Source organism: Micromonospora sp. WMMD1128 (genome assembly GCF_027497235.1).
Lineage (GTDB): Bacteria > Actinomycetota > Actinomycetes > Mycobacteriales > Micromonosporaceae > Micromonospora.
In genome coordinates, this window is sequence record NZ_CP114902.1 from 926,254 (window position 1) to 948,146 (window position 21,893).

The window sequence follows — 21,893 nt, forward strand, 5'->3', positions numbered from 1 at the left end:
CTGATCCCCCCGGCGTACCCCGTGGCGGGCCGGCCATGCCGACCGGCCGGGGATACGCGCGGCCGGGTCAGGACTCGTCGGACCGGCCCTCCTGCACCTCGGTCGGGCTGAGCCGCTGCCAGAGCAGCATGAGCAGCCCGAACACGAGCATCACCGCGCCGGCCCACAGGTTGATCCGGACGCCCTGCGCCTTGTCGATCTCGGCCGACGAGTCGAAGAGCCCCATCAGCCCGACGATCAGCCCGTACACGACGAACAGCCCACCGATCACCCGGCGGATGTCGAACAGCCGGGCCGCCGCCGAGCTTGCCTCCCGGGCGTCCTCGGTCTCGTCGACGAGTGGGTCGTGGGCCTCGCCGTCCTGGTAGCGGTCCGCGTTGTCTGCCATGACGTGGGTCCCTTCCTCAGAAGACCGGGATGTAGAAGAGGGCGGCGAGGATCACGGCGACGACGCCGAGCAGCACCGGGGAGCGGTACCAGGCCGCGTCGCCGGCCAGCGAGTCGTCGGCGAGCGTGGTGTTGCTCATGCCGTACACCAGGCCGGTCAGCTCGTCGTCGGTCTTCGGCCGGGTCAGCGGGGTGATGATCGCGGCCACCACCGCGACCGTGACGAAGGCCAGGCCCGCGCCCCAGAAGCTCTCCTCCAGATCGGAGTTGAAGCTGATCACGCCGGTCTTGTAGAGCAGGTAGGTGGCGATCGCCACCACGGTGCCGGCGAGCAGTGACCAGAAGCCGGCGAGCGCGCTCATCCGACGCCAGAACATGCCGATGATGAAGGTGCCGAAGAGCGGGGCGTTGAAGACCGAGAAGAGCGCCTGGATGTAGTTCATGATGTTGCTGAAGCCGGCCGCGATGAACGCGGTGCCGATACCGACCACCACCGCGACCACGGTGGCGATCCGGCCCACCTTCACGTAGTAGTCGTCCGGGCGGTCCCGCCGGAAGTACGCCTGCCAGATGTCGTACGTGAAGACGGTGTTGAAGCCGCTGACGTTCGCCGCCATGCCGGCCATGAACGACGCGACCAGGCCGGTGACCGCGATGCCGAGCACGCCGTTGGGCAGCAGGTCGCGCATGAGCAGCGGGATGGCGTTGTTGTAGACCAGGTCGCCCTGGTCGGCGCCCAGGCCCTTGACCGTGATCAGGGCGATCAGTCCGGGGATCACGGTGACGACCGGGATGAGTAGCTTCGGGTACGCCCCGATGATCGGGGTACGCCGGGCGGCGCTCATGTTCCGCGCCGACAGCGCGCGCTGCACCTCGGCGAAGTTGGTGGTCCAGTAGCCGAAGGAGAGCACGAAGCCGAGGCCGAAGACGATGCCCAGCCAGTGCGCGCCGAGCGGGTTGTCGGTGCCGCCGGTGCCCTGCCAGGCGTGCAGGCCGGCCTCGCCGAGCTTGGAGCCCCGCACCGCGTCCATCAGTCCGTTCACGCCGCCGACCTTGACCAGGCCGATCACCGTGATCGGCACCAGCCCGGCGATGATCACGAAGAACTGGAGCACCTCGTTGTAGATGGCGCCGGACAGCCCGCCGACCGTGATGTACGCCAGCACGATCAGCGCGCCGATGACGATCGCGACCCAGAGCGGCCAGCCCAGCAGCGCCTGCATGATCAGCGCCAGCGCGTAGAGGTTCACGCCCGCGATCAGCACCTGGGCGACCGCGAAACTGATCGCGTTGAGCAGGTGGGTGGGGCGGTTGAAGCGCAGCCGCAGGTATTCCGGCACGCTGCGGACCTTGGAACCGTAGTAGAAGGGCATCATCACGATGCCGAGGAAGACCATCGCCGGCACGGCGCCGATCCAGTAGTAGTGGACCGTCATGATGCCGTACTGGGCGCCGTTGGCGGCCATGCCGATGATCTCCAGCGCGCCCAGGTTCGCCGAGACGAACGCCAGGCCGGTGACCCAGGCGGGCAGGGAGCGCCCGGAGAGGAAGAAGTCGACGCTGGTCTTGATGGCGCGCCGGGCGGCGAAGCCGACCCCCAGCACCGTGACGAAATAGAGCGCCAGGATCAGATAGTCCAAGGCGTTCATGTTCAACCGTAGGCCGCCGCCCATGCCTGTGGCTCCCCTCATCCGGGTGGGTGCTGCGCCCGCAGTTACCCCGATCGCGAGGTTTCATGCCTGCTGTGCGGTGTAAGGAGGGGCCCCTTCTTAACGCCTGGCGTCGAGAAGGGGCCCCTTCTCACACGTTGGCCGTGTGAGGTGGCGGGTGGGGGAGGTCAGCGACCCAGCACGCGGTCCAGGAAGTCGCGGTAGCCGCGCACGGCCACCCGGAGCTGCTCGGTGTCGGACGAGCCGGACTCCTGCCAGGCGCCGAGTCGGCTGCGTTGCTCCCGCAGCGCCGTGGACAGCGCCTCGATCGCCTCCTCGACCAGCGACTCCGCCTCGCCGACCGCAGCCTGCGGGTCGTCCACGAAGCGCAGCTGGACGTCGCGCCAGCGGTCCCGGAAGCCCTGCGCGGCGTCCGGGGCGAACAGCGTCGCCGCGTCGCCGGGCACGGCCCCGGACGCGGGCCGCTCCGCGCCGGCAAGCGTCCCGGCCGCCGCGCCGCCGCCGGCAGTGCTCGCCGCCGCGGTGGCGGTTTCCGGGTCGACGGTGTCGTGGTGCCGTCCGGTGGTGTCGGCGACCGGCTCGGCGTCGGGGTCGACCAGGCCCGGCTCGGGGCTGCCGTAGCCGACCGCGCCGGCGGCCACCGCGTCGTCGCGGCTCGATCCCGGTACGCCGTCCCGGTCCGCGTCGGCTACCGCGGTGTCGTCCCGGTCGGCCTGGGCGACGACGGTGTCGTCCCGGTCGGCGTGGGCGACGACGGTGTCGTCCCGGTCGGTGTCGTCGACGACCGTGTCGTCCCGGTCGGTGTCGGCGTGCTCGGCGTCCCACTGGTCCCGGTCGTGCAGCCGGTCACCGGCGGTCGGGTCGGCCCGCTCGTCGTCGAGCGGCTCGGTGCGTCCCGGTGCGCCGTCGCCCGGGACGGCGGTGTCCTCGCCGCGCGCGTCCCGCTCGTCCTCCGGACGGCCGCCGGCCAGCGCCGAGGCGGCCACCGCGTCGCCGACCGTGGCCGCGCCGAACGCCGTCGGCAGCGGCGCCGGCTCGTGGAAGGCGGGCCGACCGTCGTCGTCGACCCGGTCGGCCGCGCCGGGCTCGTCGGCGTCATGCGTCCGCGCCGCGTCGGGCTCGTCGGCGTCATGCGCCCGCGTCGCGTCGGGCTCGTCGGCGTCGTACGCCCGCGTCGCGTCGGGCTCCGCGTCCCGCGCGCCACCCGCGGCCGGGTCGTCGAACGTGCCCCGGTCGTCGAGCGCGTCCTCGGGCACGTCGGCCCGGCCGGCGCGATCGGCGTCGGCGTGGCCGTCCGGTGGCGGGACCGGTACCGGTGCGGACCGTACTGCCTCGGGGTGGTCCTGCGTGACCTGCTGCTCTTCCTGGCGCATGGCGGCGGCTCCTCAGCGGCTCGTGGCGTCGTGCTCGGGGTCGGGGTGGCGCTGTTCCGGCGGCTGCTGGGCGACCGGGTCCTCGCCGAGCAGGTCGGCGAAGAGGGCCCGGTAGTGCACAAGCGCCTGGCGGAGGTCCTCGGTGCCGGCCTCACCGCGCTCGTTGCGCTGCCGGATCTCGTGGGCGTCGCGGTAGTGGGTGAGCGTGCGGGCGTGCTCGACGGAGAGGTGGGCGATCTGGTCGGAGAAGTCCCCGGTGGGGTATCCGCGCTCAGCGATCAGGCGACTGACCAGCTCGTCGGCCTCGCCTACGGTTTCCGCCGGCGAGTCGACGAAGCGCACCTGGACCTCCTCCCAGGCGGCGGCGTAGCGGGCCCGGGACTCCGGGCTGAGCGGGGTCAGCTCCAGCTCGGCGTGCCGACGCTCGCGTTCCCGCAGCTCGCGTTCGGCGGCGCCCCGGCTGTCCTGCTCGGCGACGACCCGGTCGTACTCCGGGCCGAAACGCTGCCGCAGCGCCCGGCGACGATTCGCGACCACGGCGAACGCGGCGAGCGCGGCGACGACGATGACGACGATGACTATGACGACTACCTGGGTGGACGACATGGCTCCTCCTTCGGAGGCTGGTATTCCCTGGTGCGGGTGATCGCCAATCCCGTTCCGGGGCACTTTCCCGGTGGGGTGAAGAAACGCCCGTCCGGCGACGAGTCGGGCTCCGACGGCGTCCACCAGGCTCGTCTCGGACGGTAGCGAGCGTCGAGACGGCCGGTAGTGCATCCGCCGGGGATTACGTATCCTGCCCAAGGCGTCCGGGTCGGGCTCCGGCGTCGTGGCCGGTGACCTGCCGGCCGCTGCCGGAGCCACCCAGCGAACCTTCCCGGGCGAGGTCTGATTGAACACCCGCGACTGGCCGATCCGCGCCAAGTTGACCGCGCTGGTCATCGGCCCGGTGACCGGGCTGCTGGCGCTGTGGATCTTCGCCACCACGCTCACCTTCGGGCCCGCGCTCGATCTGCTCGCCGCCCGTACCCTCCTCTACGACCTGGGTCGGCCGGGCGAGAGCGTGGTCGCCGAGCTGCAACGGGAACGACGGCTCTCGGTGGTCCAGCTCGCCGGGGACGGCGTCCTGCCGGAGCTGGCCGGGCAACGCGGGCGCACCGATCGGGCCGTATCCGAGCTGCGCCGCCGGATCGACGGCGAGGAGTTGCGCGACGCGGCCGACGACCACCTCGACGCCCGGCTCGACCAACTGGGCGCGGCGCTTGACGCGTTGCCCGCGGGGCGGGTCTTCATCGACGACCGGAAGGTGGACCGGGCCGGCGCGGTCGGGCTCTACAGCGGGATGATCGGCTCGGCCTTCCAGGCGTTCTCCGCCATGGCCGCGACGCCCGACGTCCAGATCAACCGGGAGGCGTCCGCGCTCACCGCGCTGGGGCGCTCCCGTGAGCTGCTCGGCCAGGCCGACGCGCTGCTGGCCGGCGCAGTCACCGCCGGCCGGTACGCCGAGGGCGAGCACGAACAGCTGGTGCGGACGGTGGAGAACCAGCGGTTCCTGACCGAGAACGCGGTCGCCGATCTGCCGCCCGACGAGCGGGCCGACTACCAGCGACTGACCGAGGGCGGTGCGTTCCTCCGGCTGCGCGCCCTCCAGGACGCCCTGATCCGCTCTCCCGACCTGCCCGCCCGCTTCGACGTGCGTGCCTGGGAGACCAGCCACGCCGAGGTCTGGGCGGGCCTGCGTGACTTCGAGTTGCGCGGGGCGGACGGTCTCACCGAACGTTCGGTGCCGATTGCGGCGCGGATCCTGATCCAGCTCGCCGTCGCCGGAGTGCTCGGCCTGGTCGCGATCGTGGTCTGCGTGCTCGTGGCGTTGCGGGTCGGCCGGTCGCTGGCGCAGCGGCTGACGAGCGTGCGCACCGCCGCGACCGAGGTGGCCGAGCAGCGGCTGCCCGACGTCGTCGCCCGGCTGCGCCGGGGCGAGGAGGTCGACGTCGCCCGCGAGGCCCCCGAGCTGGACCACGGCGGGGACGAGATCGGCCAGGTGGCGCGCGCGTTCAACGAGGTGCGCCGGACCGCCGTACGCGCCGCGGCCGACGAGGTCACCCTGCGCCGCGGGTTCAACGAGGTCATCCTCAACCTGGCCCGGCGCAGCCAGGGGCTGGTCCACCGTCAACTGGCGTTGCTGGACCGGCTGGAACGGCGCACCGAGGACCCGGACGAGCTGGCCGGACTGTTCCAGGTCGATCACCTCGCCACCCGGCTCCGCCGGCACGCCGAGGACCTGGTCATCCTGGCCGGGGCCGCGCCGGGGCGGGGGTGGCGTCGGCCGGTCGCGGCGGTGGACGTGATGCGCGGGGCGATCTCCGAGGTCGAGGCGTACGACCGGGTCGACGTGGGCGACGCGCAACCGGCCGGGGTGCTCGGCCGGGCCGTCGGTGACGTGATCCACCTGCTCGCCGAGCTGATCGAGAACGCGACCGCCTTCTCCCCGCCCGGGACCCGGGTGGACGTCACCGGTCGTACCCTGCCGGGCGGCTATCTGATCGAGATCACCGACCGAGGGCTCGGCATGTCCCCGCCGGCGATGGCGGCGGCCAACCGCAAGCTGGCCGTCCCGCCGGAGTTCGACCCGACCGACAGCGCCCGGCTGGGCCTGTTCGTGGTGGCCCGGTTGGCCGCGCGGCACGGCGTGGGGGTGGAGCTCCGACCGGGGCGTCCGGCCGGGACGACTGCGGCGGTGTTCCTCCCGTCGGACCTGATCACCGACGAGCCGCCGGTCGGCTCGGATGCCGCCGCCGGCCCGGAGCGGCGGCGGATGGCGAAGGTGAGCCGGTTGACCACGGTGCCCCGCGGCCGGTCGACCCGGCCGGGCCGGGAGCGCCCGGAGTCCACCGTGATCCCGTTGGCGGCGGCCCGCGCCTCGACCGTGGAACCGCCCGCCGACGACGACGGCCTGCCCCGCCGGGTGCGGCGGCGTGGCCCGGCGGCGCGTCCCCGCGCGGTCGCCGCCGACACCCCGGCCCTCCGCCCGCCGGAGGAGGCCCGCCGGGCCATGTCCGCGTTGCAGGCCGGCACCGCGCGCGGGCGCCGGGACGGCACGCGTGCCGCCGGTGGTCCGACGGTCGCACGGATCGGGGAAGCCGGTCCGGTCAAGCCCACCGGCGCGCCGGGTGACACCGGTACGCCGTCCACCGCGCCGGAGCCGGCCACGGAGCCCTCCCCGCCGGCGCCGGACCAACGAACCGTGACAGAGAGGGACGCCTAGTGGTGCACACGACGCGGCAGAACGCCGATCTCGACTGGCTGCTCGACGACCTGGTGGAGCGCGTACCGGGGGCCCGGCGGGCGGTGGTCCTCTCGGCGGACGGGTTGCTCCTCGGCGCCTCCGCCGACCAGGACCGCACCGACGCGGAGCACCTCTGCGCGCTGGCCTCCGGCTTCTCCGGCCTGGCGAAGGGGGCCACCCGGCACCTGGACGGCGGCGCGGTCCGGCAGACGGTGGTGGAGATGGAGTCGGCGTACCTGTTCGTCACGGCCGCCGGGCAGGGTGCCTGCCTGGCCGTGGCAAGCGACGCCGAGGCCGACATCGGCCTGGTGGCGTACGAGATGGCGATGCTTGTGATCCGCGTCGGCGAGAACCTGGCCGCGCCGGCCCGGATCGTGGAGCCGACCGATGCGAGCTGAGCCACCGGTGCCGGCGCACGAGTGGCTGGACGCCGACGCCGGTCCGGTGGTGCGCCCGTACACACTCACCGGCGGGCGGGTGCGTCCGCCGGTCGACGGCTTCGACCTGCTGGCCTTCGTGTTGACCACGTCGGCGGCCGAGCCGGCCGGCATACCCGGTCTCCAGCCGGAGCACCGCCGCCTGGTCGAGCTGGCCCGGCGGCCGAAGGCCGTCGCCGACCTCGCCGCCGACCTGGATCTCGCCGTGGGTGTGATCCGGGTGCTGCTCGGCGATCTTCTCGCCCATGGGTTCGTCGCGGTGCACCGGCCTCCGGCCGCCGCGTACCTGCCCGACGACAACATCCTCAAGGCGGTGGTCAATGGACTCCGTGCGCTTTGATCGGGAGCCGGCCGTGCCGCTGGCTTTGAAGATCCTCATCGCGGGTGGCTTCGGCGCCGGCAAGACGACGCTTGTCAGCGCGTTGAGCGAGGTCCGCCCGTTGCAGACCGAGGAGGTGCTGACCGGGGCGGGTCTCGGCACCGACGACGTCTCCGGCGTGGAGCAGAAGTCGACCACCACGGTGGCGATGGACTTCGGCCGGATCACCATCAACGACGATCTCCAGGTCTACCTGTTCGGCACCCCGGGGCAGGACCGGTTCTGGTTCCTCTGGGACGAGTTGGCCTTCGGCGCGCTCGGCGCGGTGGTGCTCGCCGACACCCGCCGGCTGGCCGACTGCTTCCCCTCGATCGACTACTTCGAGCAGCGGGGCATTCCCTTCGTGGTCGGGGTGAACTGCTTCGAGGGGTCCCGGCGGTTCGGGCTGGAGGCGGTCCGCGACGCGCTGGACCTCGATCCGGAGGTCCCGCTGGTGTTGTGCGACGCCCGGGACCGGCAGTCCGGCAAACTGGTGTTGATCTCGCTGGTCGAGCACGTGGCCCGGCAGCGGGGCGAACCGGTGCCGGTGGGCTGACCTCCGGCCGCGCGGGCAGCCGGATGGGATCGCAGCAGCAACGGCGGAAGGTGGGAACGTTGACCGGGCAGCACGAGATCGTCCACATCGGCGGTTACACGGCGGAGTCGGACGGGCGGGCGGACGGGATCGTGGCGGCGCGGCGCGACCCGGCGACCGGTGCGTTGACGCCGCTCGGGACCGTGGCGGCCACCCCGTCGCCGTCGTTCCTCGCCCGGCATCCGGTGCGGCCCGTGGTGTACGCCGTCAACGAACTCTCCGAGGGCCGGGTGAGCGCGTTCCGGGTGGCGCCGGACGGCGACCTCGCGCCGCTTGGCGTACGCCCGACCGGTGGGGCCGAGCCGTGCCATCTCGCGGTCGCGCCGGACGGGCGGCACCTGTTCGTGGCCAACTACGGCGGCGGCAGCCTGGCGGTGTTCCCGCTGGACGCCGACGGCGTGCCGGGGGAGCGCACCGACCTGGTCCGGCACGAGGGGCACGGCGCCGATCCGCAGCGGCAGGAGCGGGCGCACTGCCACATGGTGTCGCCCGCCCCGGACGGTGGGCCGCTGCTCGCCGTGGACCTGGGCACCGACTCGGTCTACCGGTACGACCTGGACGCCGACTCGGGGCGGCTGGTGCCCCGGGCGCCCCGGTTGCGGACGCCTGCCGGCACCGGGCCCCGGCACCTGGCCCGGCACCCGGACGGGCGGCGCTGCTGGCTGGTCGGTGAGCTGGACGGCACGGTCACCGCGTACGACCTGACACCGGACGGGCTGCACCAGCGGGCCCGGGTCGACGCCAGCGGCCGGACCGGGCACGTCCAGCCCTCCGAGGTGGCGGTCGGGCCGGACGGGCGCTTTCTCTACGTGGCCAACCGCGGCGTGGGCACGGTGGCGGTCTTCGCGCTGGGCGGCGCGGCGCCGGAGCTGGTGGCGGAGGTGGACGCCGGCGGCGGGTGGCCCCGGCACTTCGCGCTGGCCGGGGCGCACCTGTACGTGGCCGACGAGCGGGCCGACCTGATCCGGGTCTTCCGGGTGGATTCCGGCACCGGGGTGCCGGAGCCGGTCGGGGAGCCGGTGCCGGCCAGCAGCCCGACCTGCGTTTTGATGTGACGAAATGGTGACCGTATGCGCTGTCCGTAATGGAAGGTGATCACCTAAGTTACTGATCCATAACTCAGCGTATCATTTAAGTGATCAAGTATTGCTCCTGCGTAACTTTCGTCCGAACGGTTGTGGCAGTAACCCCACGAGATACGCAAGATGGTCACCGTGTCTGGCCGCCATCGCATGCGTTCCAACCTCCGTGGGGCAGGTGCCGCCGCGGCGGCAACCGCTCTCGTCGCCGTCGTAGCCGGTTCCTGGTTCGGCTACCAGCAGCTGGCCGGCCCGAACTGTTCGGGCCGGATCGAGCTGTCGGTGGCGGCTGCCTCGGAGATCGCCCCGGCGGTACGCGGCGCCGCCGACGACTGGGTCGCCAACGGCGCCCGCGTCGGCGAGACCTGCATCGCGGTGAACGTCACGGCGGCCGAGTCGGTGGACGTGGCCGCCGCCGTGGCGAGCAAGCACGGCGCCACCCTGGCCGGCGTCGGGCAGGCCAGTGGCACCGCGGTCACCCCCGACGTCTGGGTGCCGGACTCCTCGACCTGGTTGGTGCGGCTCAAGGCCGGCGGCGCCAGCGCCTTCGCGCCGGCCAACGGCGCGTCGATCGCGCGCAGCCCGGTGGTGGTCGCGCTGCCCGAGCCGGTGGCCGCGCGGATCGGCTGGCCGGACAAGGAGTTCCGCTGGTCCGACATGCTCCAGCAGGTGACCTCCAGCAAGCCGCTCCGGGCCGGGATCGTGGAGCCGACCCAGGACGCGGCCGGCCTGTCCGGCCTGCTCTCGTTGACCGCGGCGGCCAGCTCCACCGGTGAGGCCGGATCCCCGAAGGCCCAGGAGGCGATGGTCGGGGCCCTGCGCGCGCTTGCCACCAACCGCTCCTCGCTCCGGCAGGACCTGCTCGCGCGGTTCCCGCGCTCGTCCGACCCGACGGCCATCGCCAACGGACTGGGCGCGGCGGCGCTGTCCGAGGAAGACGTGATCGCGTACAACAACACCAAGCCGCCGATCAAGCTGGCCGCGCTCTACCTGGATCCGGCGCCGATCCCGCTCGACTTCCCGTTCGCGGTGCTGCCCGGCATCGAGCCGAGCAAGGCCTCGGCCGCGCGGGTGCTCTTCGAGGCGCTGCGGTCCGCGGACTTCAAGGACCGGCTCGCCGCCCAGTCGCTGCGCGCGCCGGACGGCAACTGGGGGCGTGGCTTCCAGGCGCCGACGGGCGCGCCGAGCCCGGCCAACGGCGGCGAGAAGCAGGTCCCGCCGTCCGGTCAGGGCGGTGCGGCCGACCTCGACCCGGTCGCCATCTCGACCGCGACCACCACCTGGTCGGTGGCCACCCAGTCCGGCCGCATGCTCTGCGTCATCGACGTCTCCGGTTCGATGAAGAAGCCGGTGGCCACCGCCAACGGCGCCAGCCGGGAGCAGGTCACGGTGGCAGCCGCGGGTCAGGGCCTCGGGCTCTTCGACGACTCCTGGTCGATCGGCCTGTGGACCTTCTCCACCAACCTCCAGGGCCCGCAGGACTGGCGGGAGCTGGTCCCGATCCGTCCGCTGTCGAGCAACCGGGGCGCGCTTCAGCGCGGCCTGGCCAACGTCCGGCCCTCCAACGGTGACACCGGCCTCTACGACACGATGCTGGCGGCGTACAAGAAGGTGCAGCAGGACTGGGAGCCCGGCAAGGTCAACTCGATCGTGCTCTTCACCGACGGCAAGAACGAGGACGACAACGGCATCTCGCAGAAGGGGCTGCTGGCCCAGCTCGAAAAGCTCAAGGACGACGAGCAGCCGGTGCAGGTGATCATCATCGGTATCGGCAACGAGGTGAACCGGGCCGAGCTCAAGTCGATCACGGACACGGTCGGCGGTGGCGCGTTCGTGACCACCGACCCGAGCAAGATCGGTGAAATCTTCCTCCAGGCGATCGCGTTGCGCCCGCCCGCACCGCGCTGACCTGCGGGTCAGCGACCTCCTTCCGCCGTACCGGGGTTTCCGGTACGGCGAAAGGCTTCCCGGGTCAAGACACGGGAAGTGAACTGACGGTAATGTGTCCGAATCAATTGGTAACCATAATTGTCCTGGCATGATGTCCTGGTGCCTCGACCGCGGGTCCTCTCCGGGACCGGGCGGGGACGGGGCGATAGGCAAGTAAGTGGGGAGGGCCGGTGACCTCGGCGACGCTGTTGACCCCTGCCAGGACGTCGCGACCCGGGGGCGAGCGACCCGGGGCGACGACACGAGCCGCGGAGCGGGCCTACATCCGGTTCCTGGTGGTGCTCGACACCGCCGTGCTCGCCGTGGCCATCCTGGCCGGCTACCTGGCCCGATTCGGCGACGAACAACCGAGCGGCTCCGAGATCTCCTACGTGGTGGTCGCGCCGGTGCTCCTGCTGGTCTGGTTGGTGTCGCTGAAGGCGATGCGCTGCTATGACGACCAGGTGCTCGGCTACGGCGCGGACGAATACCGCCGGGTCAGCGCGGCGAGCCTGCGGCTGGCCGGCGCCATCGCCATCGCCGGCTACATCGCCGACGTCGGAGTGTCCCGGGGCTTCCTGGCCATCACCTTCGCGGTCGGCACGATCGGGCTGGAGGTGGCGCGGTTCGCGGCCCGCAAGCGGCTGCACCGGGCCCGCGACCGGGGCGCCGGCTGGTCCCGCAAGGTGCTCGTGGTCGGCGACACCGCGCACGTGCTGGAGCTGGTGCACACCCTGCGCCGGGAGCCGTACGCCGGCTACCAGGTGGTCGGCGCCTGCATCCCGGACGCGCTGCTCGCCCCGGTGCCGCAGCGGCTGGGCGACGTGCCGGTGGTCGGGTCGTTCCGCGGCATCCCGGACGCGGCCACCGCGATCGGGGCGGACACGGTGGCGGTCACCGCCTCCGGTGAGCTGACCGCGGCCCGGCTGCGCCGCCTCGGCTGGCAACTCGAGGGCACCGGGGTCGACCTGGTGGTGGCCCCGGCGCTCACCGACGTCGCCGGCCCGCGCATCCACACCCGCCCGGTCGCCGGCCTGCCCCTGATCCACGTCGAGGCGCCCGAGTTCCGTGGCGCCCGCAAGCTGGTCAAGGGATTCGTCGACCGCTCGCTGTCGCTGATCGCCCTGCTCCTGCTCTCGCCGCTGCTGCTGGTGCTCGCGCTCGCCATCAAGCTGGACAGCCGTGGCCCGGTATTGTTCCGACAGACCCGGGTCGGCCAGGGCGGCAAGGAGTTCGGCGTCTTCAAGTTCCGCACCATGGTGGTCAACGCCGACGCCCTGCTCGCCGAGCTGGCCGCCCGCAACGAGACCGACGGCCTGATGTTCAAGATGCGCGACGACCCACGGGTGACCCGGACCGGCCGGCTGCTGCGCCGGTGGTCGCTGGACGAGCTGCCCCAGCTCGCCAACGTGCTGCTCGGTCAGATGAGCCTGGTCGGTCCACGCCCCCCGCTGCCCTCCGAGGTGGCCCGCTACGACGGCGACGTGGCCCGCCGGCTGCTCGTCAAGCCCGGCATGACCGGCCTCTGGCAGGTCAGCGGCCGGTCGGACCTGAGCTGGGAGGACGGCATCCGGCTCGACCTCTACTACGTGGAGAACTGGTCCCTGGCGGCCGACCTGACCATCCTCTGGAAGACGTTCGGCGCGGTGCTCGGCAGTCGCGGCGCCTACTGATCCGGCCCGTTCTCCGGCTGCGGCCCCAACCAGTCCAGGCAGACCACCACCGCGTCGTCCACCAGGTCACCGGCGACGAAGGCCCGCAGGTCGCCGATCAGCGACCGGACCGCGTCCAGCGGCTCCAGCGGGCCGGTGTGGCGCAGGAACCGGTCCAGGGCCGACTCGCCGTAACGGATCCGGCCGGCGGCGGCGTCGACCACCCCGTCGCTCACCACGAAGAGCCGGTCCCCGCGCGCCAACTGGAACCGCTGCTCCCGGTAGTCGGTGCCCTCGAACATGCCGAGCGGGAACTGCTTGTCCAGCACCTGCTGGGTCACCGCACCGGCGCGCAGCCGGATCAGGTGGGGCGAGCCGGCGTCGACCGCGGTGAGCGCCCCGGTGGCCAGGTCCACCTCCATCAGCAGCACGGCCAGGTGCTGCCGGCCCCGGTGCTGCGCATAGATCGCCTGGTCGGCCAGGGCGGCCTGGTCGGCCAGGGACAGCCCGGCCCGGCGCGCGTTGCGCAGTGCGAAGGTGGCAAGTGAGGTGAGCAGCGCCGCCGCCACCCCCTCGCCGAAGCCGTTGAGCACCGCGAGCCAGAGCCGGTGGCCGTCGTCGGACCAGTCGAAGCTGTCCCCGCGCACCGCGTACGCCGGCTCCAACTGCCCGGCCAGGGCGAACGACGGACGGATCCGGCTGCGCCCGGGCAGCAGCTCCCACTGCATCTCGGCGGCCAGGGTGAGGCGCCGACTGCGCCGGGCCGTCAGGTAGACATCGGTGGTCGAGGTCACGGCGGCCAACTCGTGCCCGAGCACGGCGGCGATGGTGGCCAGTTCCGCGCGGGCGGCCGGATCGGCCGGGGCCGGCGAGACCCGGAGCACCCCACGCCGTTCGCCGCGCATCCCCACCGGGAACCAGCCGGTGCCGTCGGCGACCATCGGCTCCTGGTGGTCGAAGGCGTACCAGGCCGGGTGGCCGGGGCCGGTGACGGACTCGCCGCCGCCCAGCGGCAGCAGTTCGGCGAGCCGGTAGTCGACCTGGAAGAGTTCGGTACGGGTGATCCCGTACGTCCGCAGCAGCTCGGCGGCGAGCCGGTCCACGATGAGATCCGTCGGCGCATCCGTCACGATCCGGCGGGCGCGTGCCTCGGCATCGCTCATCCTTTGCTCCTTTGCACAGGTCGTCGGCCTGGCCCGGGGGGTAGTGTCGGGCCCACCATGACCGATCAGCCCGGTCCCATGGGACCTGACGTGAGTATCTCCGCCGCCCTGGACGAGGCGGCGGGCACCCTGCTGGCCGTCTGGGAGGCGGCCCGGGAACGCGCCACCAGCCGGCTCTCCGAAGCCCAGTTACGTGCCGTCATGGTCGTCGAACAACACGACGGGATCAACCTTCGCCGGCTCGCCTCGCTCACCGACATGCTGCTCTCCTCCGCCAGCCGGCTCTGTGACCGGCTGGTGGCCGCCGGCATGCTGGAGCGGGAGCCGGGCCGTCACGACCGCCGGGAGATCTCGCTGCACCTCACCCCGGCGGCCACTCAACTCCTCGCCGAGCTGCGGGCCGACCGGCGGCGGCGGCTGGAGCGCATCCTGACCGGGATGAGCCCGGCAGGCCAGGCGGCGTTGCTGCGCGGGATGCGCGAGTTCGACGAGGTCGGCCGCCGTGGGGCGGCACCCGTGGCCGAGGGCTGGCCGGTGTTGCAACCCTCCGGGGAGCGGGTCGGCGACCCGCTGGCCGAGCTGGACGCACCCACCCGACCCGCCCGGGTGGCCCCGCAGCGCCCGGTCGGCGAGCCGGTCCCGCCTGACGAACCCCCCGTGATCCGCACCGCCTGACCTCGCGCCGATCTCCGCCGGCGGATCCACCGGGCCCAGCCCCGACCGGACCTGCTCCCGCCGGCGGATCCACCGCGCCCGGCCTCCACCGGACCTGCTCCCGCCGGCGGATCCACCGCGCCCGGCGCTGATTGGACCAGCTTCGCCGTCGGGTGCGGCGTCGCCGGCCCGATTCGGGCTCACGCGGCGGCCACGGCCAGCATGGCGATGTCGTCGTGTGGGTGCCCGCCGAGCCACTCGTCGACGAGTTGGAGCACCCGGTCGACGAGCGCGGCCGGTGGCAGCCCGGCAGCCGCGGCGAGCGCCTGCCGCAGCCGGTCGTCGCCGAACATGGCCGGCTCGGCGGGGCCGCCCCGAGCCTCGGTCACCCCGTCGGTGTAGGCCAGTAGCAGGTCGCCCGGGGCCAGCCGTACCTCCGCCTCGGCGAACCTCGCCGCGGTAAGCGCGCCCACCGGCATGCCGCCCACCCGGACCGTGTCGATCCCGCCGCCGGCGCGGACGACAAGCGGCGCGGGATGCCCGCCGCCGGCCACCCGGACCAGCAGCCCGCCGTCGGGTTCCCGGCTCAGGGTGCCGAGCAGGATCGTGGTGAACTGGGCCCGCTCGGCCGCGCCCGGCGCGTCCAGCAGCGCCCGGTTGAGCAGTTCCATCAGCTCCCGGGGGCGCTGCTCGACCAGGCGCAGGGTCTGCAACGACTGGCGTACCCGTCCGGTCAGTACGGCCGCACCGACACCCTTGCCGCAGACGTCGCCGAGCGCGAACAGGCCGCCGCCGGGGGTGGGGAACAGGTCGTAGAAGTCCCCGCCGATGCGCAGGCTGTCCCCGGCGGCGCGGTAACCGCCGGCCAGGGTCACGCCGGGCAGGCGCGGTAGTCGCGGCGGAAGCAGGCTGTTCTGGAGCACCCGGGCCAGGTGGGTCTGCTCGCCGTACAGCTCGGCGGCGGCAAGCGCGGCGCCGGCCCGCCCGGCGAACTCCCGGGCCAGTGCGATCTCCCGCTTGTCGAAACCAGTCCGGCCGGGACGGCGGGCCAGGATCAGCGCACCGGCCGGACCGCCGGCGCCGGGCATCGGGCTGATCAGCACGGCGCCCGACCGGCCGAAACCGGCCGGTAGCAGCTCGGCCAGGTCGGCCGGCTCGGCGTCGGGCCACGGGCTGGGCTCGGTGAGATCACCGTCCAGCGCCTCGACCAGAGCGGGGACGGACTTCACGGTCGGCCATCCGGCCACACCGGTGGCCGGTTCGGAGTCTCCGGCGGCGTACCGGACCCAGTGCGGCTCGTCCTCGGCCGGCGGCGGTGGTAGGTGCACCACCACGGCGGCGTCGGCCAGGTAGGGCACCGGCAGGGTGACGGCGGCGCGCAGCGTCTGCTCCCGGTGCAGGGAGAGCCCGAGCCGGCTGCCGGCCTGGGCGAGGAAGGCGGTGCGGGATCGTTCGGCGAGCAGCGCGTCGGTGCGTGCGCGCTCCTCGGTGACGTCCCGCACGTACCAGACGCGGCGCTCGCCGGCCAGCCCGCGCCGCAGGCCGTGCAGCCGCCGGCCGTGGTGCTCGGTCTCGAACGTGTCGGCGTCGTCGCGCGCCGCCTGCGCCAGCGCCGGCACCGCACAGGCGGCCAGGCCGACGCCGGGCACCAGTTCGGGCAGGAGCTCCGCCGCCGTGGCGTTGACGAGCGTCACCACGCCGGCCGGGTCGATCGCCACGACGGCCTCGGCCAGCCCGTCCAGCAGCTCGCGGGTGAGCCGCCCGTCGGCCGGTCGACCCGTATGCATGCTTTCGGTGCGCTCCTCGCTCGCGGACAGGTTGCCTGACTGCAAGCGTACCGAGCAGGTGCGACGCCACCCCACGCCCGGGGGAAAGGAGGGGGCCCCGCTTAACGCCTCCGGTATAGGAGGGGACCCCGCTTAACACCGGGCACGGCGCGCCGGGGGGTCGTGGTGCGCGCCGGGCACAAGCCTGGTTGGCTGCCGGCATGAGCAGCACCATGGTCTTCCGGCGCGGCAACGCGGCCCACCGGTTCTACAGCGTCGTGGTCTTCGTGGTGCTCGCCTCGCTCGACAACGTGGCGATCGGCCTGGTGCCGCCGCTCTACGGGCCGATCTCCGGCGCGCTCGGCGTACCCCAGCGGTTGCTCGGCCTGGTCACGGCCGTGAGCTTCCTGGTCAGCGCGGTGGCCGCGGTGGGCTGGGCGTACGTCGGCGACCGCACCAACCGCAAGCCGCTGCTCATGGTCGGCACGCTGATCTGGGCGGCCGGCACCGGCGGTAGCGCGCTGGCCGAGCGGTACCCGACGTTCCTGGTCGCCCAGCTCGTCGCCGCGATCGGGCTGGGGGCGGTCGGCTCGGTCGGGTTCTCCGTGGTCACCGACCTGATCTCGCCGCGCCGCCGCGGCCTGGTGATGAGCTTCTGGGGGCTGTCCCAGGGCGTCGGCACACTTGCCGGCACGCTGGCCGGCGGCCTGCTCGGCGCGACCGACTGGCGGCGGCCGTTCCTGCTGCTGACCGGCGTGGGCCTGGCCGCGACGGCGGCGTACCTGTTCACCTACGACATCGCGCGCGGGCAGAGCGAGCCCGAGCTGGCCGAGGCGCTGGACGCCGGCGGCGAGTACGACTACCGGATCAGTCGCGCCGACCTGCCCCGGATCCTGGCCCGGCGGACCAACCGCTGGCTGATCCTCCAGGGGCTCACCGCCCAGGCGGCCTTCGGCTCGCTGGTCTGGCTGCCGGTGCTGTTCAGCCAGCGGGCCGAGGCGCAGGGCTACTCGGCGGCCACCGCCGTCGTGGTGGGCAGCGTCTTCGCCACCCTGTTCCAGCTCGGTGGCGTGCTCTCCATCGTGGGCGGCCTGGTCGGCGACGCGCTGCAACGGCGTACGCCGAGCGGCCGGGCGCTTGTCGCGGCCGTGGGGATTCTCGCGGCCGTGCCGTTCTACCTGGTCCTGTTCTTCGTGCCGATCCGGATCGACGTGCCCGACGGCGGCGGTTCCGGCGCGGTGGTGGCGGCGGTGCTGTCAAGCGTCCTCACCGAGCCGACGATCGGGTTGAGCCTGCTCACCGCCGTGGTCGCGCTGGCGCTCACGTCGGCCAACTCACCGAACTGGTTCGCGCTGATCGCCGACGTCAACCCGCCCGAGCACCGGGGCACGGTCTACAGCCTGGGCAACCTGGTCAACGGCGTCGGTCGGGCGGCCGGCAACGGGCTGGTCGGGGTCGCGTTCGCCGCGCTGCGGGTGGCGTTCCCGCCGCCGCTGAACTACGCGGTCGGGCTGGCCGCGTTCCAGTTGTTCTTCGTGCCGACGGGGGTCATGTACTGGCTGGCGGCCCGTACGTCACCCCGGGACATCGCGCAGGTGCACGCGCTCCTGCACACCCGTGCCGACCGCCTGGAAGCCGAAGGCGGGGGCCCCGCTTAGGGACTGTGTCGAAGTCGGTCACAGCCACTCGTTGATCGCGGCGATGTGCACGGTGGCCTCGTAGCGGACGGCGAGTTTGTCGAAGCGGGTGGCCACGGCACGGTGGCGTTTGAGGCGGTTGATGCCGCACTCCACGGCGTGACGCTGCCGGTACCGCTGGGGGTCGAAGGCCGGTGGCCGGCCGCCCTTGGACCCCTTCTTACGCCGGTTCGCGTCCTGGTCGGCCTTCGACGGGATCGTCGCGGCGATCCCACGTCGACGCAGGTAGCGGCGGTTGGCCTTCGACGTGTACGCCTTGTCGGCCAGGACCCGGTCCGGGCGGGTCCGGGGCCGGCCACCGCCGAGGCGGGGCACCCGGATCCCGTCGAGCACCGGGATGAACTGCGGGCTGTCCCCGCGCTGCCCGGCGGTCAACACGATCGACAGCGGCTTCTGCCCCTGCTCACATGCCAGGTGCACCTTCGTGGTCAGCCCACCGCGCGAGCGACCGAGCGCGTGGTCGTCCGGTTCGACCGTGACCCCGCCCGGCGGCTCGACCTGCAGATCCCCCTTTTACGCGCCCCCGCAGCGTGCTGATGCGCCCGAGCGACCGTCGAGTCCACCGACACGTCCCACACGACGCGTCCACCCCCGTCAGCCAGGGCCTGCAACACGGTCAGGATCTTCGCCCAGGTCCCATCGCGCTGCCAACGCCGGAACAGCGCGTACACCGCCGCCCAGGACCCGTAACACTGCGGGACGTCCCGCCACGGGGCGCCAACCCGTACCCGCCACCGAATCCCATCAATGAGCTGCCGTTTCGTCCATGTCGACGGCCGACCTGGCCGACGCCCCGCAGGCAGCAACGGCTCCAGCGCCGCCCACTGTGCGTCGGTCAGGTCATGCCGCCTCGTCACCGCTAGGCTGTCCACGAGGTCTCCGGTGTTCGGGTTCTGCTTGGTCGCTGAACCAGATACCGGAGACCTCGCTACATCTCGAACACCGACACGCCAAGACCCTCACCCAACAACTCAAGCCCCGGGCACCGACTTCGACACAGGCCCTAACCGGTGGGTGTTAAGCGGGGCCCCCGCCTATGCAGAAAGCGTTAAGCGGGGCCCCCGCCTTACACCCACCACACGGTGACGTCGGTGGGGACGGCGGAGCCGTCCAGGGGGGCGCTGGACACCAGCACCGTCGCGCCGGCGGGCAGCGGCACCGGCGTCGCGCCGAAGTTGGTCAGCACGGTCAGGTCGCCGTTGGTGAACGTGAGCACCTCGTCGCCGGAGGAGAGGAAGCGCATCGGGCCCCGGGCCAGCGCGTGCTCGCGGCGCAACCGCAGCGCGGTCCGGTACAGCTCGTACGTCGAGCCGGGCACCCCGCGCTGCCGGTCCAGCGCGTACTCCGCCCACACCGGCGGCTGCGGCAGCCAGCTCGCGTCGGTCGGCCCGAAGCCGTACGACGGGGCGTCGGCCTCCCACGGGATCGGCACCCGGCAGCCGTCCCGGCCGCGCTGGGTGTGCCCGCTGCGCTCCCAGGTCGGGTCCTGCCGGGCCTCGTCGGGCAGCGTGGTGTGCTCCGGCAGCCCCAACTCCTCACCCTGGTAGAGGTAGGCGGAGCCGGGTAGCGCGAGCATCAGCAGGCTGGCCGCCCGCGCCCGGCGCAGGCCCAGCGCCACGTCCGGCTGCGGGTCGTCGACGCCGATGCCGTTCATCCGACCGCCGGCGGTGGTCAGCCCGAGGCGGGAGGCGTGCCGGACCACGTCGTGGTTCGACAGCACCCAGGTGGTGGGCGCGCCGACCGCGTCGGTGGCCTCCAACGAGCGGGTGATCACCGCGTACTGGGCCGGGGCGGTCCAGGCGGCCATCAGGTATTCGAAGTTGAACGCCTGGTGCATCTCGTCCGGCCGGACGTAGCGGGCCAGCCGCTCGGCCGGCTCCACCCACGCCTCGGCCACCAGGACCCGCTCCCCGGGGTACGAGTCGAGCAGCCGCCGCCACTCGCGGTAGACCTCGTGCACGCCGTCCTGGTCCCACATCGGCGGACGCGGCTTGTCCGCCTCCTGGCCGGAGAGAATCTCCTGCGGCTCCTGCCAGTCCGCCAGGTCGGCCTGCTTGATCAGGCCGTGCGCGACGTCCACCCGGAACCCGTCGACGCCCCGGTCCAGCCAGAAGCGCAGCACGTCGAGGAACTCCGCGCGCACCTCCGGGTTGTCCCAGTTGAGGTCCGGCTGGCCGGTGTCGAACAGGTGCAGGTACCACTGCCCGTCCGGCAGCCGGGTCCAGGCCGGGCCGCCGAACACGCTCTCCCAGTCGTTCGGTGGCTCGGCGCCGGCCGGGCCCCTGCCGTCGCGGATGACGTAGCGCTGCCGCTCCGGGCTACCCGGCGCGGCGGCCACGGCGGCGGTGAACCAGCGGTGCGCGGACGAGGTGTGGTTGGGCACCAGGTCGACGATCACCCGCAGGCCGCGGGCCTTCGCCTCGCTGATCATCCGATCGGCGTCGGCGAGCGTCCCGAAGAGCGGGTCGACGTCCCGGTAGTCGGCCACGTCGTAGCCGGCGTCGGCCTGCGGCGACGGATAGAACGGGGACAGCCAGATCGCGTCGACCCCCAGCTCGGCAAGGTGGTCGAGGCGGGCCGTGATGCCCGGCAGGTCGCCGATGCCGTCGCCGTTCGAGTCGGCGAACGAACGCGGGTAGACCTGGTAGATGACCGCCTCGGTCCACCAGCCGGTGGCCGGGGCCTGCTGCGTCGCGTCGGTGTTCAGCGCCTTCTCCCTCAGGTGGTGGTGCGGACGAACGGGTCCGTTCAGTGTGCCCGGGGCGGCGCGGTCGAGTCCCGCACCACAAGCCGAGTGGGGAGGATCACCGAGGCCGGTGTCCGCGGGGCGCCGCCAGCGGCGCGGGGCGCCGGCACCAGACCGGGGTACGGTTCGGTCACGCCCGTTCCCAGCGGGTCGAGCAGGATACGGGCGGCGAGCCGTCCCTGGTCGGCGGCGGGTTGGGCGATGGTGCTCAGCCCGAGCACGCCGGCCAGGTCGTGGTCGTCGATGCCGATCACGCTGACGTCCTGCGGCACCCGCAGCCCGGCGTCGCGAAGCGCGCTGATCGCGCCCATCGCCATCTCGTCGCAGGCGGCGAAGATGGCGGTCGGTGGCTCGCCGCGGGCGAGCAGTTCGGCGGTGGCGCGGGTGCCGCCGTCGATGGTGAACCGGGACTCGACGTCGAGGCTCGGGTCGGGCCGGAGACCGGCGGCGCGCAGGGCCTCCTGGTAGCCGCGCCGCCGGTCCAGGTGAGTGGTGAAGGCCAACTCGTCGTCCGGGTCGCCGGAGATGTGCGCGATCCGGGTGTGTCCGAGGTCGAGCAGGTGGCGGGTGGCGGTCCGGGCGGCGGCCACGTCGTCGATCCGTACGCAGGGCCAGCCGGGCACTCCGCTTCCGGAGCTGATCGTCACGCCGGGCAGGTCGAACTTGGTCAGCGCGTGCACGTCGGCGGCGCGCAGCGGGGTGGCGACCAGGATGATCGCGTCCACCCGCTTGTGCAGGTTGGCCGTGCGCAGCACCCGCTGGCGGGTCTGCTCCCGGCCACCGAGGTTGTAGAGCAGCAGGTCGTAGCCGTTCTGCTGGAGCGAGTCCTCGACCGTCTCGACCACCGTGCCGAAGAACCACCTGGTGATCCGGGGCACCACCACCGCGACCGTGCCGGTCTTTCCGCCGGCCAGCCGGGAGGCGCTCGGCGAGACCGCGTACTGGAGTTGCTCGGCGGCGGCCAGCACCCGGCGGCGGGTGGCGGCGGACACCGTCGGCAGGCCGCGCAGCGCGCGGGACACGGTGGCCGTCGAGACCCCGGCCAGGCGGGCGACGTCGTCAATCCTGGTCATCGCTGCTCCCCGTTGCGACCCGGTCCCG

The 21,893-nt window shown here is 73.1% G+C and carries 16 protein-coding genes and 2 pseudogenes; 9 read left to right on the plus strand and 9 right to left on the minus strand.

The features are described from left to right. Positions 1-67: 67 nt before the first annotated feature. The 4 genes and pseudogenes from O7602_RS04495 to O7602_RS04510 form a co-directional block, all read right to left on the minus strand. Positions 68-388 carry a hypothetical protein gene (locus tag O7602_RS04495; protein ID WP_281586961.1) on the minus strand — a complete coding sequence of 107 codons (321 nt, stop codon included), beginning with the start codon at positions 386-388 and terminating at the stop codon, positions 68-70. A 16-nt stretch (positions 389-404) separates the two neighbouring features. After that, positions 405-2,036 (minus strand): sodium:solute symporter family protein, encoded by a 1,632-nt coding sequence (locus O7602_RS04500; RefSeq protein ID WP_281586962.1) that lies wholly within the window; start codon positions 2,034-2,036, stop codon positions 405-407. Positions 2,037-2,950: 914 nt separating this feature from the next. Continuing rightward, a pseudogene (locus tag O7602_RS30950) lies at positions 2,951-3,133 on the minus strand (hypothetical protein); the annotation flags it as partial. Positions 3,134-3,442: 309 nt separating this feature from the next. Continuing rightward, positions 3,443-4,036 (minus strand): hypothetical protein, encoded by a 594-nt coding sequence (locus O7602_RS04510; RefSeq protein WP_281586964.1) that lies wholly within the window; start codon positions 4,034-4,036, stop codon positions 3,443-3,445. 286 nt (positions 4,037-4,322) lie between these two features. On the opposite strand from O7602_RS04510, the gene O7602_RS04515 reads away from it, so the two are divergent. The 7 genes from O7602_RS04515 to O7602_RS04545 all read left to right on the plus strand — a co-directional run bounded on the left by O7602_RS04515 (position 4,323) and on the right by O7602_RS04545 (position 12,787). After that, complete coding sequence (locus O7602_RS04515; RefSeq protein ID WP_281586965.1) at positions 4,323-6,695, plus strand: nitrate- and nitrite sensing domain-containing protein; 2,373 nt, start codon at positions 4,323-4,325, stop codon at positions 6,693-6,695. After that, entirely contained in the window at positions 6,695-7,114 is a 420-nt protein-coding gene (locus tag O7602_RS04520) for a roadblock/LC7 domain-containing protein (RefSeq protein WP_281586966.1), read from the plus strand. Before O7602_RS04515 ends, O7602_RS04520 begins: the two co-directional genes overlap by 1 nt. Next, positions 7,104-7,493: a DUF742 domain-containing protein gene (locus O7602_RS04525; protein ID WP_281586967.1), complete on the plus strand. Its 390-nt coding sequence runs from the start codon at positions 7,104-7,106 to the stop codon at positions 7,491-7,493. The genes O7602_RS04520 and O7602_RS04525 overlap by 11 nt, the downstream gene beginning before the upstream one ends. After that, complete coding sequence (locus O7602_RS04530) at positions 7,474-8,067, plus strand: ATP/GTP-binding protein (protein ID WP_281586968.1); 594 nt, start codon at positions 7,474-7,476, stop codon at positions 8,065-8,067. The genes O7602_RS04525 and O7602_RS04530 overlap by 20 nt, the downstream gene beginning before the upstream one ends. Positions 8,068-8,126: 59 nt before the next feature. Next, entirely contained in the window at positions 8,127-9,161 is a 1,035-nt protein-coding gene (locus O7602_RS04535) for a lactonase family protein (RefSeq protein ID WP_281586969.1), read from the plus strand. Between the two features lie 177 nt (positions 9,162-9,338). Further along, positions 9,339-11,093 carry a substrate-binding domain-containing protein gene (locus tag O7602_RS04540; RefSeq protein WP_281586970.1) on the plus strand — a complete coding sequence of 585 codons (1,755 nt, stop codon included), beginning with the start codon at positions 9,339-9,341 and terminating at the stop codon, positions 11,091-11,093. Positions 11,094-11,305: 212 nt separating this feature from the next. Beyond that, positions 11,306-12,787 (plus strand): sugar transferase, encoded by a 1,482-nt coding sequence (locus tag O7602_RS04545; RefSeq protein ID WP_281586971.1) that lies wholly within the window; start codon positions 11,306-11,308, stop codon positions 12,785-12,787. Here O7602_RS04545 and O7602_RS04550 read toward each other — a convergent pair. Continuing rightward, positions 12,781-13,929: a PP2C family protein-serine/threonine phosphatase gene (locus O7602_RS04550; RefSeq protein ID WP_281586972.1), complete on the minus strand. Its 1,149-nt coding sequence runs from the start codon at positions 13,927-13,929 to the stop codon at positions 12,781-12,783. The genes O7602_RS04545 and O7602_RS04550 overlap by 7 nt on opposite strands. Before the next feature lie 90 nt (positions 13,930-14,019). Here O7602_RS04550 and O7602_RS04555 point away from each other — a divergent pair, with 90 nt between their 5' ends. After that, complete coding sequence (locus O7602_RS04555) at positions 14,020-14,604, plus strand: MarR family transcriptional regulator (protein ID WP_281586973.1); 585 nt, start codon at positions 14,020-14,022, stop codon at positions 14,602-14,604. 179 nt (positions 14,605-14,783) lie between these two features. On the opposite strand, the gene O7602_RS04560 is transcribed toward O7602_RS04555, so the two are convergent. Then, positions 14,784-16,370, minus strand: a complete 1,587-nt coding sequence (locus O7602_RS04560; RefSeq protein WP_281586974.1) for a SpoIIE family protein phosphatase — start codon at positions 16,368-16,370, stop codon at positions 14,784-14,786. Between the two features lie 200 nt (positions 16,371-16,570). Between O7602_RS04560 and O7602_RS04565 the strand changes: the two genes are divergently transcribed. Then, on the plus strand, positions 16,571-18,007 hold the full coding sequence (locus tag O7602_RS04565) for an MFS transporter (RefSeq protein WP_281586975.1): 1,437 nt from the start codon (positions 16,571-16,573) through the stop codon (positions 18,005-18,007). Positions 18,008-18,025: 18 nt separating this feature from the next. On the opposite strand, the pseudogene O7602_RS04570 reads toward O7602_RS04565, so the two are convergent. The 3 genes and pseudogenes from O7602_RS04570 to O7602_RS04580 all read right to left on the minus strand — a co-directional run bounded on the left by O7602_RS04570 (position 18,026) and on the right by O7602_RS04580 (position 21,865). Further along, positions 18,026-18,918 (minus strand): annotated as a pseudogene (locus O7602_RS04570) (IS5 family transposase). Positions 18,919-19,112: 194 nt separating this feature from the next. Next, the gene (locus tag O7602_RS04575; protein ID WP_281590116.1) at positions 19,113-20,753 is read right to left on the minus strand and encodes an alpha-amylase family glycosyl hydrolase; all 1,641 of its coding nucleotides are present in this window, start codon (positions 20,751-20,753) and stop codon (positions 19,113-19,115) included. 41 nt (positions 20,754-20,794) lie between these two features. After that, positions 20,795-21,865 (minus strand): LacI family DNA-binding transcriptional regulator, encoded by a 1,071-nt coding sequence (locus O7602_RS04580; RefSeq protein WP_281586976.1) that lies wholly within the window; start codon positions 21,863-21,865, stop codon positions 20,795-20,797. Between the last annotated feature and the right edge of the window lie 28 nt (positions 21,866-21,893).

Excerpts from the sequence above, each read along its gene's own strand:
- O7602_RS04510 (WP_281586964.1), bottom strand. The coding sequence starts at position 4,036 with ATGTCGTCCACCCAGGTAGTCGTCATAGTCATCGTCGTCATCGTCGTC.
- O7602_RS04565 (WP_281586975.1), top strand. The coding sequence starts at position 16,571 with ATGAGCAGCACCATGGTCTTCCGGCGCGGCAACGCGGCCCACCGGTTC.
- O7602_RS04525 (WP_281586967.1), top strand. The coding sequence starts at position 7,104 with ATGCGAGCTGAGCCACCGGTGCCGGCGCACGAGTGGCTGGACGCCGAC.
- O7602_RS04550 (WP_281586972.1), bottom strand. The coding sequence starts at position 13,929 with ATGAGCGATGCCGAGGCACGCGCCCGCCGGATCGTGACGGATGCGCCG.
- O7602_RS04580 (WP_281586976.1), bottom strand. The coding sequence starts at position 21,865 with ATGACCAGGATTGACGACGTCGCCCGCCTGGCCGGGGTCTCGACGGCC.
- O7602_RS04540 (WP_281586970.1), top strand. The coding sequence starts at position 9,339 with ATGCGTTCCAACCTCCGTGGGGCAGGTGCCGCCGCGGCGGCAACCGCT.
- O7602_RS04495 (WP_281586961.1), bottom strand. The coding sequence starts at position 388 with ATGGCAGACAACGCGGACCGCTACCAGGACGGCGAGGCCCACGACCCA.
- O7602_RS04560 (WP_281586974.1), bottom strand. The coding sequence starts at position 16,370 with ATGCATACGGGTCGACCGGCCGACGGGCGGCTCACCCGCGAGCTGCTG.
- O7602_RS04530 (WP_281586968.1), top strand. The coding sequence starts at position 7,474 with ATGGACTCCGTGCGCTTTGATCGGGAGCCGGCCGTGCCGCTGGCTTTG.
- O7602_RS04500 (WP_281586962.1), bottom strand. The coding sequence starts at position 2,036 with ATGAACGCCTTGGACTATCTGATCCTGGCGCTCTATTTCGTCACGGTG.